The following is a 14,184-nucleotide window of genomic DNA, read 5'->3' as shown; positions in this document are numbered from 1 at the left end:
CGCCATAGAGAGGTGTCTGATGACCAAGCAACGTCGTACCTTTACCCCAGAATTCAAGCGCGAAGCTGCCAGCCTGGTGCTCGACCAGGGCTACAGCCATATCGATGCCGCCCGTTCACTTGGGCTGGTGGAGTCGGCCCTGCGTCGATGGGTTAACCAGCTTCGGGAAGAGCGAAATGGTGTAACTCCGACCAGTAAAGCGCTGACGCCCGAACAGCAAAAAATCCAAGAGTTGGAAGGTCGAATCAATCGTCTGGAACGGGAAAAATCGATTTTAAAAAAGGCCACCGCGCTCTTGATGGCCGAGGAGCACGAGCGTTCGCGTTAATTGATCAACTTCGTTCTGAAGAGCCTGTTGATCTGTTGTGCTCGGTATTTGAAGTCACCCGATCTTGCTATTACGCGCACTGCCGCAAGCGCCGATCTCCGGACGTTGAGCGATTAGTTTTACGCAGCCGAGTGAACGAGCTGTTCACTCAAAGCCGCAGCGCGGCGGGCAGCCGAAGCATCATGCTCATGATGCGCGCGGACGGCATAGAGATTGGGCGATTCAAGGTGCGCAAGCTTATGAACGAAATGAAATTGATCAGCAAGCAACCTGGCTCACATGCCTATAAAAAGGCGACGGTGGAGCGGCCGGATATCCCGAACGTGTTGGATCGAGAGTTCACCGTGTCGGCGCCGAATGAGGTCTGGTGCGGTGACATCACGTATGTCTGGGCTCAAGGTCGCTGGCACTATTTGGCGGCTGTGATCGATCTGTTCGCCCGTCGCGTGGTGGGCTGGGCGTTTTCATCGAAGCCTGACGCTGACCTGGTTATCAAGGCTTTGGATATGGCCTATGAGCAGCGTGGTCGGCCTCAGAACGTTCTGTTTCACAGCGACCAAGGAAGCCAGTACGGCAGCCGAGGCTTCCGTCAGCGACTGTGGCGCTATCGCTTCAAACAGAGCATGAGTCGACGGGGAAACTGCCACGACAATGCACCGATGGAACGGTTGTTTCGCAGCCTGAAAACGGAATGGATACCGACCGTGGGCTACATGAGCGCTTCGTTAGCACAGCAGGATATCGGCCGGTTTTTGATGCAGCGCTACAACTGGCAACGGCCACATCAATTTAACAGCGGGCTGGCGCCCGCTGTGGCCGAGGAAAAACTTAACGCAGTGTCCGGGATTAGTTGACCACTACAAAGCGATCCCTGCGTCAGTGATGGCCATTAGCTAGAATATCCCCACCCAGGATAACGTCAGCGAATCCGAGAGTTTCTGATTCGCTCTCCCCAGAACACAAGGAAGACCTTATGCCCATGATCGCAAATGACCCAACTACCCAGCTTGCATTTTCGGTGTACGAGAACAAAGGGGTGTACGCACTACTCCTGGGGTCAGGAGTGTCACGCTCTGCCGGCATCCCGACTGGGTGGGAGATCACCATGGAGCTGGTCAAGCGCGCCGGTATTGCCTCAGGCGTAGGGGAGCAAGAAGACTGGCATGCTTGGTATGTAGGTCAGACAGGAGAGCAGCCTAACTATTCGACGCTGCTTGAGACCCTGGCAGGGACGCAAAGCGAACGCAGGGCGATTGTTCAAGGCTTCCTGGAGCCCACAGCCCAAGAGCTAGAGGATGGGTTGAAGGTTCCCACACGGGCTCATCGAGCTATTGCAGAAATGGTGCGTGCTGGACACGTACGTGTCATCGTCACCACTAACTTCGACAGGCTAATGGAAAATGCTCTGCGTGATGCCGGCATTGAGCCCACTATCGTGAGTTCAGTCGACGCCTTGGCAGGGGCCGAGCCGATCACCCATTCCCAGTGCTTCATCCTCAAAATTCATGGTGACTACAAGGACGCCAGAATTCTGAATACGGATGTGGAATTGGGTGACTACTCTGCCGAGTTCAACGCCCTGCTCGACCGCATCATCGATGAGTTCGGTTTAATCGTCGCCGGCTGGTCAGGGGAATGGGATCATGCCCTGAGGGCCGCGTTTCTGCGCGCCCCCTCACGCCGCTACCCAACTTACTGGCTTGCCCGTGGTGGTCTCTCTGAACGTGGCCAGGAATTGGTCACACAGCGTCGCGCATCGGTGGTCACTGGCACTGACGCGGATACATTTTTCGACGCGCTTAAGCTGAAGCTTGAGACCATCCAGCAATCACGCCAGCCCAACCCGGCAAGCGTCGAGCTGATGATCGCCATGACAAAACGCTTCATGGATCGACCTGAACACAGGATCCAGCTAGACGACTTGGTCACGACCCAAACTCGGCAGACGATTTCTGATTTCTCCCCGCTTTTCGCAGGAGGGGCTGACGTGAGAAACGAGGCTTTCAGTGACTGGGTTCCAGAATACGAGGCCATTGTCGAACCTATCGCCCGCCTTGCTTCAGTATTAGGACGTTGGGGCACAGGTGACGAGTTGCGGCTCGTCCTGGACGCAGTCCAAGGGCTGTATGCCGAAGCTCATAGAGAGCAGGCTGGCTATACACACTGGCTAGCCCTGAAAGACTATCCGGCAATGTTGGTCGTGCTTGGCTATGCACTTGGGCTAACTCGTGCGAATCGCCTGGACGTTCTGCATCGGCTATTCAGTTCAACAGTTATTAACCGGCGCGAGCGGCCTAGTGTGGTGGGCTATGAACTATCACCGTTCTACCTTGAGTCCGGCAACGGGCTTCTAGCGCACTGGAAAACCCTAGAGGGCCAGAGCAGCGCCCGTACTCCCCTATCCAATCGACTTGCCAGCCTCATTTCCTGCAAATGGGCCCCCTCGTTTGCCGGAGTGCATGATCCTGAGCTGCTCTACGAGCGATTCGAGTTTATGAACCTACTGTTCTTCGTTCAAGAGAATGGCGTCAACGAAGAACAGCTCAACATTCTGATCCAGCAAAGTCAATTTCGAAATATCGCGATGGGGCGACTGTCATGGCACTCGGAAACCATCTCTCGCTTCGCTCAGGAATACTCTATCCCGGAATTCAGGGAGCCTTTGCTTGCTGCCGGCTTCGCCTTTGGCAGTGAAAGCTACCTCCAGCGATTTTTAGAGGGATTGGCGCGATTTAACAGGTGGTGAGACCTCCACTCCAGCGCTCAAGGCATCCAGGTCATGGATCACCGCTTGCCTCCAGATCCCGACGGAAGATTCCTCAGCATGTTGAAGATCCGCCTTCGAGGTACCAGCATTGATAGGCGTTTTCACCACCTGCTCAAGGAGGCAATCCAGCAAGCCAAGCAACGATCTCTTCGACCAGTAACCTACGTCGCCATGGTGGCGCAGCCCATCATGCGACAATGCCCGCCTCTTCATTTAAGCCCGGAGCCCGCTTTGGAGATCCCAGTAGGATGACGGTTGTAGAGAGCTAAAGCGAGCATCCATAGCCCTCACCGGCTTACCAAGAACGACGATTGCGACAGGACTTCAGAATGCTTGATCTAGCGCTGCTTGCTGCAACAATACTGTGTCCCGCATTGACCACCTTCTGGCTAGTCAGCAGAAAGCTCGGGGAAGGTCATGACTTGCATACCAAAGCACGCTCTGTCTTTGAGCTCAACACCGAGCATGGATTGATCAGGCAAGGTTTGCTGTGGTTAGCCATTGGCATTCCCTTGAGCCTAGGCTTCGCATTCGGCCTATGGACGTGGTCAGGTTATGAGGTAAGTCTCACAACCGAAGGGTACAAAAGGTTCGCTGAGATAAGTCTTCTTCCACTGGCGCTCATGTCAATATCACTGCCATTAGCCGCTTTGGTTGCACGCTTTCACTCGACCCAACAAGCTGCTAGACAAATCACTCTAAGCCGAACCAAGAACAATTTAGATGCTTACTACGCGCATCGAAAAGCCATGTTCGAATATTTCAAAGAAATAGACGATACCAAATACTTCAACCAGTATACGTTCAGCTACAAAACCCACCCAGTGATTCATAAAAGATTTTTTATTGGTACACCTGAAGACGGCACGCCCGTCATACATAAGCATGCCTTTGAACAAATTGAAAGTCTTATACAGGGAGCCGCCAGCCACTTGAGAGGCGTACTAGATGGAAGCAACAAAGACTCATTTAGCTTTTATCTGGCAGCAAGCAAAAACATTTATCACGCAGCAAAAAAACTAAATATCAAAAAAATATACATGACAATGAGAGAGCAAGGAGTGTATGTGCGATATGAAGACAACTCCGACGCCCCGACTTTTGGCACAAGCACCTTAGAAACTTTAGCTGCACTCCGCTTTACCTGGGAGTACTACAACAATCTGTGCGATTTTTCGGGAAGAGATCGTATGGATATCCCTCCCGAGCTAGAGGCCGTGTTCACAAAGACTGAGTTCTGGCTGAACAAGGGGAAATTCATTGAGGCGCTGCATGAAGGCCCAATTGCTGAGCTGGTAGCCAGTGGCCGCGCGAGCCTCGGAGAGCTGCATCACACACTTCAACCTAAGTCGGTCGGCTCAGCTACCTTGGAATAAAATCGGCCAAGTGGCGGGACTTTTCCCGAATAGAGCGCCAGGCCGAGCTTCGGGAAAACTCGCGCAAGCTCAACCCAGGCAACCCTCCAACGTCAATTGCGAACTGCTGGAGGAGCGTGCTCAAACGCTGCAGACAACCATCAGGGTGGCGATACCCGGCTCAACGCTTTAAGGTCGCCCTTTTGCCCACAAGGAATGACGGATGGCTGCAAGAGGTGGATTCTCGAACCGCGTTTACCAAGTTCAGGATATTTTCAGTCAGGCGCTGTACCCAAGAATGCGCGAGGAGCCGCTGCTCAACGAAGCAGATGAGCTGGTAATTCCAGTGAGAAATATCGACAGTCCCCATTTCAGGCGAATTGGCCGGGCCTCCTTTGGCACGCGTCTAGGAAGAAGCGAAAACGACCCCACGCACGATGAATGCGTGAGCTTGCTCTACGAAAACTTGAGTAGCGACAAAATCAACCGTGTCTCGATCTCAGTCTACGTCTTTGATGACAACGGGAAATATCAGGAACAGGTGGTCTTTTCCACCCTGGCAGGGACAGATTACCGTTGGTTCATGGAAAGCACCGCTCGCGTAGGCTTTCACGACGATAGGTACATCCAACCCGACCTCTCTGGGCGGGATGCCAACAAGTTCTTTCCCACCTCCAGCTCCCCTAACGTGATCATCGAGGTGATCCGTACCCACATTCCTGAAGAGACGACATTCGCGCGCCTACAGGAGCTCTCCAAGGCAAACACACTGGTGATCTTCTACTTCATCAACGAGCAAGAGGATGGGAGCAAAATCAACCGGTATCGGAAAAAAGACGACCAGTTGACGATACGGGTATCGAGGTACATGGTCGGCGGAGAGGTCTATGTGAATGGTTCGCCAGTGTTCGCTCAGCAGCCGGAGGAGAGCTTTTCACATTGGTATCGCTTCCTCTCCAACTCTTTCTTCGCTGACGGCATGAGACAGGCAAAATAGGCTACAGCGTCAGGGGTTGGAGGATGCACTGGGCTTCTCGCACGATCTGCCCTACCACCTTCCTCTGGTGCGCTACCGCTTCCCAGTATCCCTGACGCTCCGCCAGTGCCATTGCAAGTTCAAAATCTTGCTGCCTGATGGCCAAGTCTGTGTACTTGCGCACCACATCAGGTCGGACGGCAAACAACATTTCCTCAGCCGAGCGGATCGCTGTCTCCTCATCCCGGACTATGGGAAAGCCTGCGTCATCTTCGATGGTGTAGCACCATGCGTCACTCTCACCGACCTGGTAATCAAGCCCAAAGCTGAAAGCCAACGGGTCAACAAAGATCCCTACCTTGATAAAAGGCAATCTTGGGTGTGGTCTAGCATCTCGCATCATGATCTCTCGCCGCCTCAAATTCTGCGCCTTGCCCCTAACATCGCGTTGGAGCTGTGGCTTCGGTTGATTTGCTCTCATTTAGTTTGCAGATGGAGCAGAACCGAGCTCAAGAGTTTGTGGTATGAAATGTCGAGAGCAGCTGCGTCCCTGACGCATAACGTTAACGGATGGAAGGCTCAGACGAGCAACAACAGCTTCCAATTGTCGCGGAGGCGCCTTGTCAACCTACGTGCATGCACGGCCAAGCTCTCCAATAGGCATGAGGAACGCCTCTGAAAGGCTACTTGAGTGTGCAAGGCTTGGCGATCATACGCCCCCTCAACCCAGCGCCCGCGGCTTTGATAAGCGGCCTGATAAGCCATCATCTCCAAGACCACTCAGACCTGCCCACCACTCATCACTATAAGGACTTCAGATGCTGCAATGGATTACCCAACGATTTCGACAGGCTCGTCGATACCTTCCCTCAAACCATTTTCAGGATATCCCTGGAAGCTACGAGCCCACGATTGATGACCTGAGAGAAGAAGCCATCAATTTCGACAAATATGTGAAGGCTTACGTTGAGCGCGCGACGGGAAAAAAGCCGAAGGACTCACTAGGGGACTTGGTTCGTCACATCCTAAAGGCTCACCCGCAGAATCCTGAACACCCTGAAATCTGGGAGGAGTTCGTGAAGAAAGCGATAGATCTCAAAGGCTATCGCAATAGCATCATCCATGCAGACACCGAAGGCCTCCCACCCATTTCAGAACTATATGAGCAATTCAAAAAAGCAAACGCAATTCTCCGACCGTTCAGCGTCTATGGTGCCCGCCGAGACCGTTTCACGCAGTTCCGCTGGAAAATGGACTTTCTGAATTTCAAGATTGACGAGCAGTCTTTTTGTTTGTCCCAGCAGGACATTGAAAATCTGCTATCCGAACTGCACCCATCATCGCGAAGCAGGATCTACTTCAAGGCTGGCAAGCAGGTTAATAGCGCGATGCTGGACGTCGAAAATATAGCCCGTACGTATTTTGTAGAGGGCTACGAGCCTTTCAAGCTGAGCGATGAGGAGGCCATGGCTCTGGACGACTTGCTGATCTGCTTCCTCGGGAACCCTGGGCTCAGGATGTCTTGAGCAGAAGTGTTCAAGCGATGGCGAACGTCGACTATGTGATTGCCTATACACCACGGCCCACCTCCCCAGCATGCTTTCTACCGGAATCGTCACCGTGTCGCGGGAGGTCTCACCGTACCATCCGGGCCTCAATGCGGTCGCGAGTCCTGCTTCAGCGCGCCGAGGAGCGGCTCCAACTGGCATTTTTCCACATGCTGAGCAAGCTCCTTTGGGTCAGTGCCGTGTCATAACGCGACAATCACGCCGTGCTACGATCCTGCCACCATCGCATCACGCAGGGACGCCCCCCAATCAACGAGACGCGCATGACCTTATCCGACGCCATCCTAGTTCTGATGCTCGCTGACCGAATCCATGGTTCGGATGAAGCAGTCCGCCGCGCGGGCAAGAATATCGTTAAGAAGCTGCCCCGCAGCAAAAGAGACATCATCTACGAACTGATCAGTAACCCCCGCCCCAGGGAATTGATCCACCACATCGCGCTGAATATCGACGATTAGCCCGCCCGCGCGGCTGTTTGAGGCAAGGGAGGCTCGCGCTCAATCGCCTCACTGAAGAGCAGAGCATGCCCATGGCAATGAGTACCAATAAGACACGATACCAAACGCATCGGCTATGCATCGCCCCACGCATCCAAGTTGATCAGCGGGAGGGCTTTCTAGCGGGCGAATTAGCGCAGAGGCAGCGATGGGTGAATGGCCTCCGCAAACGCTTGGCCTGAATTGCTACTGGGAAACCAGGTGCCAGGCTCCGGCCCGTGTCAGCCGTTGCCCTAGGCCGCAATTCGCACCTCCGCGATACTTTCCGAGACGCTCGGTATCTGATGTCCTCAGTTCACCCTTGATCACCATGAACGTCATCGGGCCGCAATGAGTACGCAGCTTGATGCTAGAAGCCCCATATCCATGCCCCGCAATTTCATACGGCGCTTCCAGCGCCGCGACCTCAGCGCCTTGCTGAATGACTACACGAGCCTCCCCTCTCGTACCATGTACAAGGCTAGAACTGCTGAGTTCCAACCATGCGCCGTCCCCCAATGCCTGTGCTGCAGCGCCTGTATAGATTCCTGGGCACAAGATGCAGATGACTCCAACCATTGCGACCACATGCGCTGCCGACTTCTTCAAAACTGACACGTCTGGCTCCTTCTCACTTTCTCAAAATGCCCATAACAGTTGAGCAACGACTCAAGCTATCAGGTCTGTCAGGAAGAATCCTCCGAAGGCAGTGCAACCACTCACAGGGCTCTTCTTGACGTGCCTGCAGGACGGAAATCGGGAGCGGGAGTCAGTTCGGGCAGATGTTGATGGCAGGCCAACTGGTAGGGAAAACCTGACGCTCTGGGTCAACAGCAGCTCGCTTGCTCAAATCACTGGCTTCAAGCGCATTTATCGAACGACAACCCCATGCTCCGCCAGCTCTCGCACCAGAGTCTCACGGCGCAGCAGACCGGGTATTTTGAAAGCACTTCTGTACGCATAAAACAATCCAACCGGTATGAATACCAATCCAACGCCGAAGGTTGCTGTCGCGATGATCAGCCCCGCTGGGATGGCCGCCACGGCAAAAATAATGCCTTTGAGGACACTGGACTTCGCAACCGCCCGCATGTGCTCCAGATCATACTCAACCTTTCCGTTACTTTTTTCGAATGCAATGAGAACAATCGACTTCTTGCCAAGATGTTTGTAGTACCAAGTGCGCCGAGCATCTGTAGCGATCGCACCATGCCTCCTCAAATAGTTGAGCATCACGACTTCTTTAAAGTAAAAAGTCGTCCCTGCTTCATCCTCACACCGAACATTTCGATAGAGGGCATCTAGATCGCCACTCGCTTGAAGATCAAAGTTCTTAACTGTGACTGCAATTTTTTTAAGTTCAGACATGCATTATCCTTAAGCGCACTTATTCACTACGGAGGCTTGCGCGTAAATCTCATCGGTAGCGCAATACGTCACCGCCTTCAATCAGATAGGCGGCTTAGAGAATTGGAAAACTGCACCGGAGGTAGAATCCTGCGATCCGGCGTAATTGATAGCTAGCACTGAGTAGCAGCGCCCTGCGAAGCTCGGCTACATGTTCAGCTCGCTAGTGATTACGTAATAATCCTCACCACTAACACTACGCATCAATTTGAAACCCGACCTGGCCTCGACATATTCAAGAGGCGGTGTAGCGATGGTCATGCCATCCTGATTCACCCCTGACCGATCGCCGTAGATCAAAGCGGCATATCGCCTCCCGGCCTGAGCAGCATCGGCTAAGAACGCGTCGATAGGGACATTCCAGTCAATGCCCTGCGCCTGGATTACCTCCAAGGGAAAGTCCCGCGCAAGGGAATCGGAATCGACAGCGAACAAAGGTTGCTTGTTCAAGTGATTAACCATCAAATCTGGATCTCGAAATAGGGATCAAAGCCCGTGTTTTCATTTGGATAGCCCTTAGGGTTCGAGATCACCCGGCAGCCAGCTAACTCAACGTCGACGGCGTAGTGCGTATGGCCAAATACCCACACATTCGCCTGAGCAATGAGCTCATTCCAGTCGTTCGCATAGGAGGCTGTGAGATGGCCTTCGTGCTCGTTACCTATCACCATCGAAGATGGTGAGTGATGTGTCAGCACGAGTGTTTTACCCTCAAATTGTTTTTCCAGCTCCTCACGGAGCCAAGCCTTGGCGACGTGGTTCCTGGAAATGACATCATCGGGCCGCAAACGCCTGTAGTTCAAATCAGCACGAATGTATTTGAAGTCGCTCATCCACTCCCGGGCCATATTGGTCGCCGCCACCTGGTCACCTGTCGATGTAAAATCAGTCCACCCCGTCGTGCCCAGGATCCTGAGATTGCCAAACGTCAGGGTTTCATTCTCTAAAATGTGGACGTGGCCAGCGGCGGCGTCCCTCATTTTCTGCAGCGTTCGATCAACATGGCCGTCGTAAAATTCGTGGTTACCACTGACGTAGGCCACTGGGCATTCGAACGCCGCATTGGCCCAACGGACACCTCGCCCCTTCTTGTCAATGTCGCCCCCCAATAGTACGAGGTCGACGCCAGTGCAATCCGGAGCCTCCCAACCGTCAAACTCTCGGTGTAGGTCAGAATAAATCCGCACTCTCAAACCCTGACCTCCATTGAACTGGCAACCTCTCGGAAAGGATGATTGCAACGCGATTTAGGGGTTTATTGATCGTCAGGAGCCCCCCTGAAGACCATGACGAAGGGCGCTTGGCATATGCAGGCTCGGCCCCACGCTGGCCCATCACCGCCGGCCAGCCCAGAGCAACACATGGCGCAAAAGCGCCCTCGAACAGTTTTATACACTATGTGATGTGTAACTGTACACGCCGACGTGGCTACATCCTCAGTTTTGAGGACAACGACTTGACGTCGATAAGGCCCGCGCTTGCAGCAGTCATACGCTCAGTTCGTGGTAGCTTGGGCTTGACTCAAGAGGGTATGGCGCAGGCAACCTCCCGCACCTATCTGACCAAAATTGAAAGTGCCCAGAGCTCTCCTACCCTGGATAAATTCATTGAGCTTGCGGCTGCGCTCGAACTGAGCCCAGTGGCGCTGATGGCCTTGGTTCTGGGTACGCGTGACGAGCAGTCGAGCGCTGACCTACTGGCCCAGGCTAGAGAGGAATTGGAGGCGCTCCAAATGCGGGTGACCCCGGAAGACATCGCTGCACAGATGATGGGCACCGAGGTCGTTAAACGGCCACCCGCACGTCCAGCGGATCTGATAAAGCTGCAGAAGGTTCAGGCGTGTAAAGAGTCTGGCCTGAGCCAGGCAGCAACAGCACGGCAGCTGGGAATCAGCAGATCAACTGTCAGCTTTCTATGGAAGCGAGAGCTGCCGGATGCTCCCTAGACCGGCTCCCCCATCAACCCCTACTTTCCCCTAGACGCTCACCCTTGATCACACGTTCTGCAAACTGAACGAGATCGGAGAGAGATCCAGCTCCCGTTCTGTCCATAAAGTGCCCGGAAATCCCGACAGCCCTAGGGCCTTTTTGATCACATTGCAGGGAATCGCCGACCATCACGACTTTGCCACAGGGGTCAGTCAAATCCGTCCCCAAGCGTGCACCTAGTTGACGGCAGATCTCGCGATAGATTCCCTCATGAGGCTTCATAAGACCGACCTCATAGCTCAAGGCAAACCCATCCATGTCGCTCAGCAGATTCCTAAGCACAGGGCCGTAGGGCGCCGCCAGATTCGAACAGACTCCCATCACCATTCCCTCTGCCTTTAGTAACTGCTGCGCCTCAATGGCATCGGCATACACCGAGATCGACTCCAGCTCATCAAGGAGGTCATCCTGCAACGCCATCAATTGCTGCGAGCTCAATCTGATGCCGAAAACTTCAGCAGCCTCCTCCAGGGACAGGCTCGTCGTCATCAGGCAATGGAGGTCTGAAGCGCTTGGCTTGCGACCTTGCTGAGCACCAATGCGCAGCAATTTCCGGAATGGATGGTGCTTGCGCCTGATGTGAACCACAGTTCCAAAAGCATCAAACACTGCAGCAACGATTGGCATGAGATTGGCTTCCAAGAGTGCCGGCTAGCGTGCCGGCGGACTACGAACGGCTGGATCGTAGTAAGCAGTAAAATGGCCACACGTACACAACACTGAATCACCATCGAGGAGCGGGTATGCCCTCCAATGAATGCTTGCCGATTTCACGTCGTCGTGGACATACCCATAGCGGTAATCCGAGAAGCCGAGGGGTCTCGAACACTCTCGGTTACCACAGACCACAGTGTCGGGCCGTTGCTCATGGCGTGAAGGCATAATGATTCGCTCTCAATGGTGAATAGTCTGCGTGGGTAACCCGTTCACCAAGTCCTGCTCCACTGCAGGTGATCCCCTTTCTGTAATCGCCTGGGCTTTGAAACCACGCCTGCTGCGGGGACGACTGAGACAGGCAATGAATGCCCCGCCCCGCTCCCCCCTCCCAGCCAGCGATGCCGCATACTCAAACCTGAACAGGGGTGACTGAGATTACGTTGAAATATCGATACTTATTCTTTTTAGCCGCCGCTTTCGCTTCTGCCTCCGCAATCAATGTGCTGAGGGTATCGGCATCATGAGTGAACACGTCCTCCGGCCCTTCGAACTCCTTGGTGACGTGCAAAATGACACGCAACCTGGAGGACAGGCGTTTAGCCCTAGACGGCTTGACAGCCTCTAGCAACGCGGCCTGCTGCTGAATCGGCTCGCCGACAGAGCCAACCGTGTCCCCGAACAACGCGGCTCTCATCTCTTCTTCGCTTAGGTTCTCACTCATGTTTCAGATCTCAAGCACTTCAATTTCAGGGTGAATACCGTAAACGGGCCATAGGACGCTCAAGGGATGCATTTTACACGTACCCGCTAGATCACTCATGACTTCAGGCTTGAAGCAACTCCTGGTGCAAGGCTGGCCCGCCCCCCTCTGACAAAGGTGGCCAATGAAAGCAAAAACACTACATATAGACAAGAATCGCAAACAAATACACAAAGAACACTATATGTAGTTTTTTTAAAAAATTTACGTTTGGTTTGTAATCAAAGCGGAAGCAGCAGCCTGACGGCTGCAAAGTAAAGCGTTCTCCCCACGCTGCACCCTTCTCGACCTCAGCTTCACTGCCAAGCTTCAAACCGTGGGATCTGGAAGGCGGAAGAATCAGATGTAAAAGCCGGCTGTATCCTGTGAAATTGACGGGTGTCTAAGCCACTACAGCTTTTTCTTTGCCCTCAAATATAAAACTCCGTCTCGCTTTAAAAATTTCAAGAGGGGGGGGGCTGAATTTGTCGCGAATCTGAACGTTATGTCGCGCAGAGGACAGTTTGGACGACACTGGACGGGGATATCTTTCGAAGGCGGACTCTGACCGATGTGGATTTCCGAGCTCATCGCGACACGCACGAGTCACTTATTCATGCTCGGGTGCGACTGCTGTTCCTTTCTAGCTGAGTAATTGTTGCGCCGAGGTTACCCAGGAAGAGAGAACGTCACTGGAGGAGCCGAGTTGTTGGCAGGGACGCTTTCTGTAACCTACTCGGCAAGCTATGGCGCTTAGAGCCCTGTAGGGCTGTGCATCCGAAGAGGGCATGCCCAGTACGAAGCACCGTTGCGCTAGGCAGAAAAGCCATGATCCAGCCGTGTGAGCAGGTCTAATGCCTCTTTGATGTCTACGTCAGCCGGATTCTTCCCGCCTAAATTTGGCACGGGGGTGGTCAGCCATCGTATGGCGCGCACCCGATCGCCGAAGACTCGGACAGCAGCCTCTAGTAAGACAGGATCGATTCTCTCCATTGATGCTCCCTGAGCCCGGATCGGACTGCCTTCGGTGACAAATGTCGAGCCGGAGTCACCTGCCCCGTTTGCCTGCAATAAGTGCATCATAGGCCACGCGGCTCGACAGGCCCACCCTAAGCCTTGTCAGAAACTCTGCAGCAAGTGAACACGGGCCAGGAAACGCGCGCATGCCTGTCCAAGGCCAGCCAAAATGTCCCCCCCTAGCACTGGGGCCTGGTCATTACGGCAGCGATAGCAGAGATGTTGAGACATTTAAATCTCACGCTGTACAAGTGCGTCGACACCGCTGCTCCGTTCGGTCAGATACACTCCGAATGGCTCTGCTTAGCCACTGATCGATGGGGTGATGTCGCTGTAATTTCGGCCATGAAAGAAGCAAAGTTTTCATCATCGACATAGTCGGCTCCCCAAAGCATGGAAGTCCGGACGTCCTTTAGTCCGCAATACCCCAAAATGCCATCAACCACCTGAGTTTGAAATGCTGCTTTGCTTCCGTGTCGGCAGAACGATTCTTCGCCCGTTGTGATGGTGATAATGAGATGAACTGGGACAGGCTTCAGTCGCCCCGATGCTTTGCCATCACCCTGGTAGTCATAGGCCCATCCTGATGTGAACACACGCTCAAACCAACCCTTCAAAAGCGCAGGAACAGTCCACCAGTAAATTGGAAAAACAAAGTAGACCATGTCAGCCTTGTCGAATCGTCGCTGCTCCCTGACCACATCTTCTGGCAGATCACCCTCGCCTCGGTAGTAAGACACATCAGCAGGTGTCATAGCCGAAATAAATCCTTCAGCATGAAGGTCAGCAACCTCTACAGAAATATCGGCATCTATCAGCGCCTCACGTACCTGCCGAACGATTGAGTGGGTGAGTGATTCGGTCATTGGATGTGCGGCAATGATCAGTGCATGCTGCTTTGACCTA

General features: G+C 53.6%; 15 protein-coding genes. 7 read left to right on the top strand and 8 right to left on the bottom strand.

The window, feature by feature from the left end; translation table 11 throughout:
• The first annotated feature begins 19 nt into the window (after nt 1–19).
• The 4 genes from FH041_RS04015 (at nt 20) to FH041_RS04000 (ending at nt 5,447) form a co-directional block, all read left to right on the top strand.
• Nucleotides 20–1,182, top strand: a protein-coding gene (locus tag FH041_RS04015; protein WP_140174202.1) for an IS3 family transposase whose coding sequence is annotated in 2 segments (ribosomal slippage) — nt 20–275 and nt 275–1,182 — 1,164 coding nt in all. Because the reading frame shifts where the segments join, the coding sequence is not laid out codon by codon here.
• A 119-nt stretch (nt 1,183–1,301) separates the two neighbouring features.
• Entirely contained in the window at nt 1,302–3,074 is a 1,773-nt protein-coding gene (locus FH041_RS04010) for an SIR2 family protein (protein ID WP_140174201.1), read from the top strand.
• Between the two features lie 350 nt (nt 3,075–3,424).
• Complete coding sequence (locus tag FH041_RS04005) at nt 3,425–4,471, top strand: hypothetical protein (protein ID WP_140174200.1); 1,047 nt, start codon at nt 3,425–3,427, stop codon at nt 4,469–4,471.
• Nucleotides 4,472–4,673: 202 nt separating this feature from the next.
• Entirely contained in the window at nt 4,674–5,447 is a 774-nt protein-coding gene (locus tag FH041_RS04000) for a hypothetical protein (protein ID WP_140174199.1), read from the top strand.
• A gap of 1 nt (nt 5,448) precedes the next feature.
• Here the strand turns inward: FH041_RS04000 and FH041_RS03995 are convergent, their stop codons facing one another.
• On the bottom strand, nt 5,449–5,829 hold the full coding sequence (locus FH041_RS03995; protein ID WP_140174198.1) for a hypothetical protein: 381 nt from the start codon (nt 5,827–5,829) through the stop codon (nt 5,449–5,451).
• 415 nt (nt 5,830–6,244) lie between these two features.
• Between FH041_RS03995 and FH041_RS03990 the strand changes: the two genes are divergently transcribed.
• Both FH041_RS03990 and FH041_RS03985 read left to right on the top strand, forming a co-directional pair.
• A complete protein-coding gene (locus FH041_RS03990; protein ID WP_140174197.1) occupies nt 6,245–6,952 on the top strand; it encodes a hypothetical protein in 708 nt (235 codons plus the stop codon).
• Between the two features lie 305 nt (nt 6,953–7,257).
• Nucleotides 7,258–7,452, top strand: a complete 195-nt coding sequence (locus FH041_RS03985; protein ID WP_038453505.1) for a hypothetical protein — start codon at nt 7,258–7,260, stop codon at nt 7,450–7,452.
• Nucleotides 7,453–8,340: 888 nt separating this feature from the next.
• Here FH041_RS03985 and FH041_RS03975 read toward each other — a convergent pair.
• The 3 genes from FH041_RS03975 to FH041_RS03965 all read right to left on the bottom strand — a co-directional run bounded on the left by FH041_RS03975 (nt 8,341) and on the right by FH041_RS03965 (nt 10,070).
• Complete coding sequence (locus FH041_RS03975) at nt 8,341–8,838, bottom strand: hypothetical protein (protein WP_140174196.1); 498 nt, start codon at nt 8,836–8,838, stop codon at nt 8,341–8,343.
• Between the two features lie 186 nt (nt 8,839–9,024).
• Complete coding sequence (locus FH041_RS03970; RefSeq protein ID WP_140174195.1) at nt 9,025–9,339, bottom strand: hypothetical protein; 315 nt, start codon at nt 9,337–9,339, stop codon at nt 9,025–9,027.
• Complete coding sequence (locus FH041_RS03965) at nt 9,339–10,070, bottom strand: metallophosphoesterase (RefSeq protein WP_140174194.1); 732 nt, start codon at nt 10,068–10,070, stop codon at nt 9,339–9,341. Before FH041_RS03965 ends, FH041_RS03970 begins: the two co-directional genes overlap by 1 nt.
• 338 nt (nt 10,071–10,408) lie before the next feature.
• Between FH041_RS03965 and FH041_RS03960 the strand changes: the two genes are divergently transcribed.
• On the top strand, nt 10,409–10,822 hold the full coding sequence (locus FH041_RS03960) for a helix-turn-helix domain-containing protein (protein ID WP_371921251.1): 414 nt from the start codon (nt 10,409–10,411) through the stop codon (nt 10,820–10,822).
• A gap of 13 nt (nt 10,823–10,835) precedes the next feature.
• On the opposite strand, the gene FH041_RS03955 is transcribed toward FH041_RS03960, so the two are convergent.
• From FH041_RS03955 to FH041_RS03940, 4 genes are all read right to left on the bottom strand, one after another.
• Nucleotides 10,836–11,492, bottom strand: a complete 657-nt coding sequence (locus tag FH041_RS03955) for an HAD family hydrolase (protein ID WP_140174193.1) — start codon at nt 11,490–11,492, stop codon at nt 10,836–10,838.
• Between the two features lie 439 nt (nt 11,493–11,931).
• A complete protein-coding gene (locus FH041_RS03950) occupies nt 11,932–12,243 on the bottom strand; it encodes a hypothetical protein (protein WP_140174192.1) in 312 nt (103 codons plus the stop codon).
• Nucleotides 12,244–13,074: 831 nt separating this feature from the next.
• Complete coding sequence (locus FH041_RS23165; RefSeq protein ID WP_166741485.1) at nt 13,075–13,254, bottom strand: MbcA/ParS/Xre antitoxin family protein; 180 nt, start codon at nt 13,252–13,254, stop codon at nt 13,075–13,077.
• 302 nt (nt 13,255–13,556) lie between these two features.
• Nucleotides 13,557–14,144: an NAD(P)H-dependent oxidoreductase gene (locus FH041_RS03940; RefSeq protein ID WP_239937007.1), complete on the bottom strand. Its 588-nt coding sequence runs from the start codon at nt 14,142–14,144 to the stop codon at nt 13,557–13,559.
• Nucleotides 14,145–14,184 lie beyond the last annotated feature (40 nt).

Origin of the sequence: Pseudomonas sp. SWI7, assembly GCF_006351945.1 — a bacterium.
Lineage (GTDB): Bacteria > Pseudomonadota > Gammaproteobacteria > Pseudomonadales > Pseudomonadaceae > Aquipseudomonas > Aquipseudomonas fulva.
This window is presented reverse-complemented; position numbering and strand designations above follow the sequence as displayed.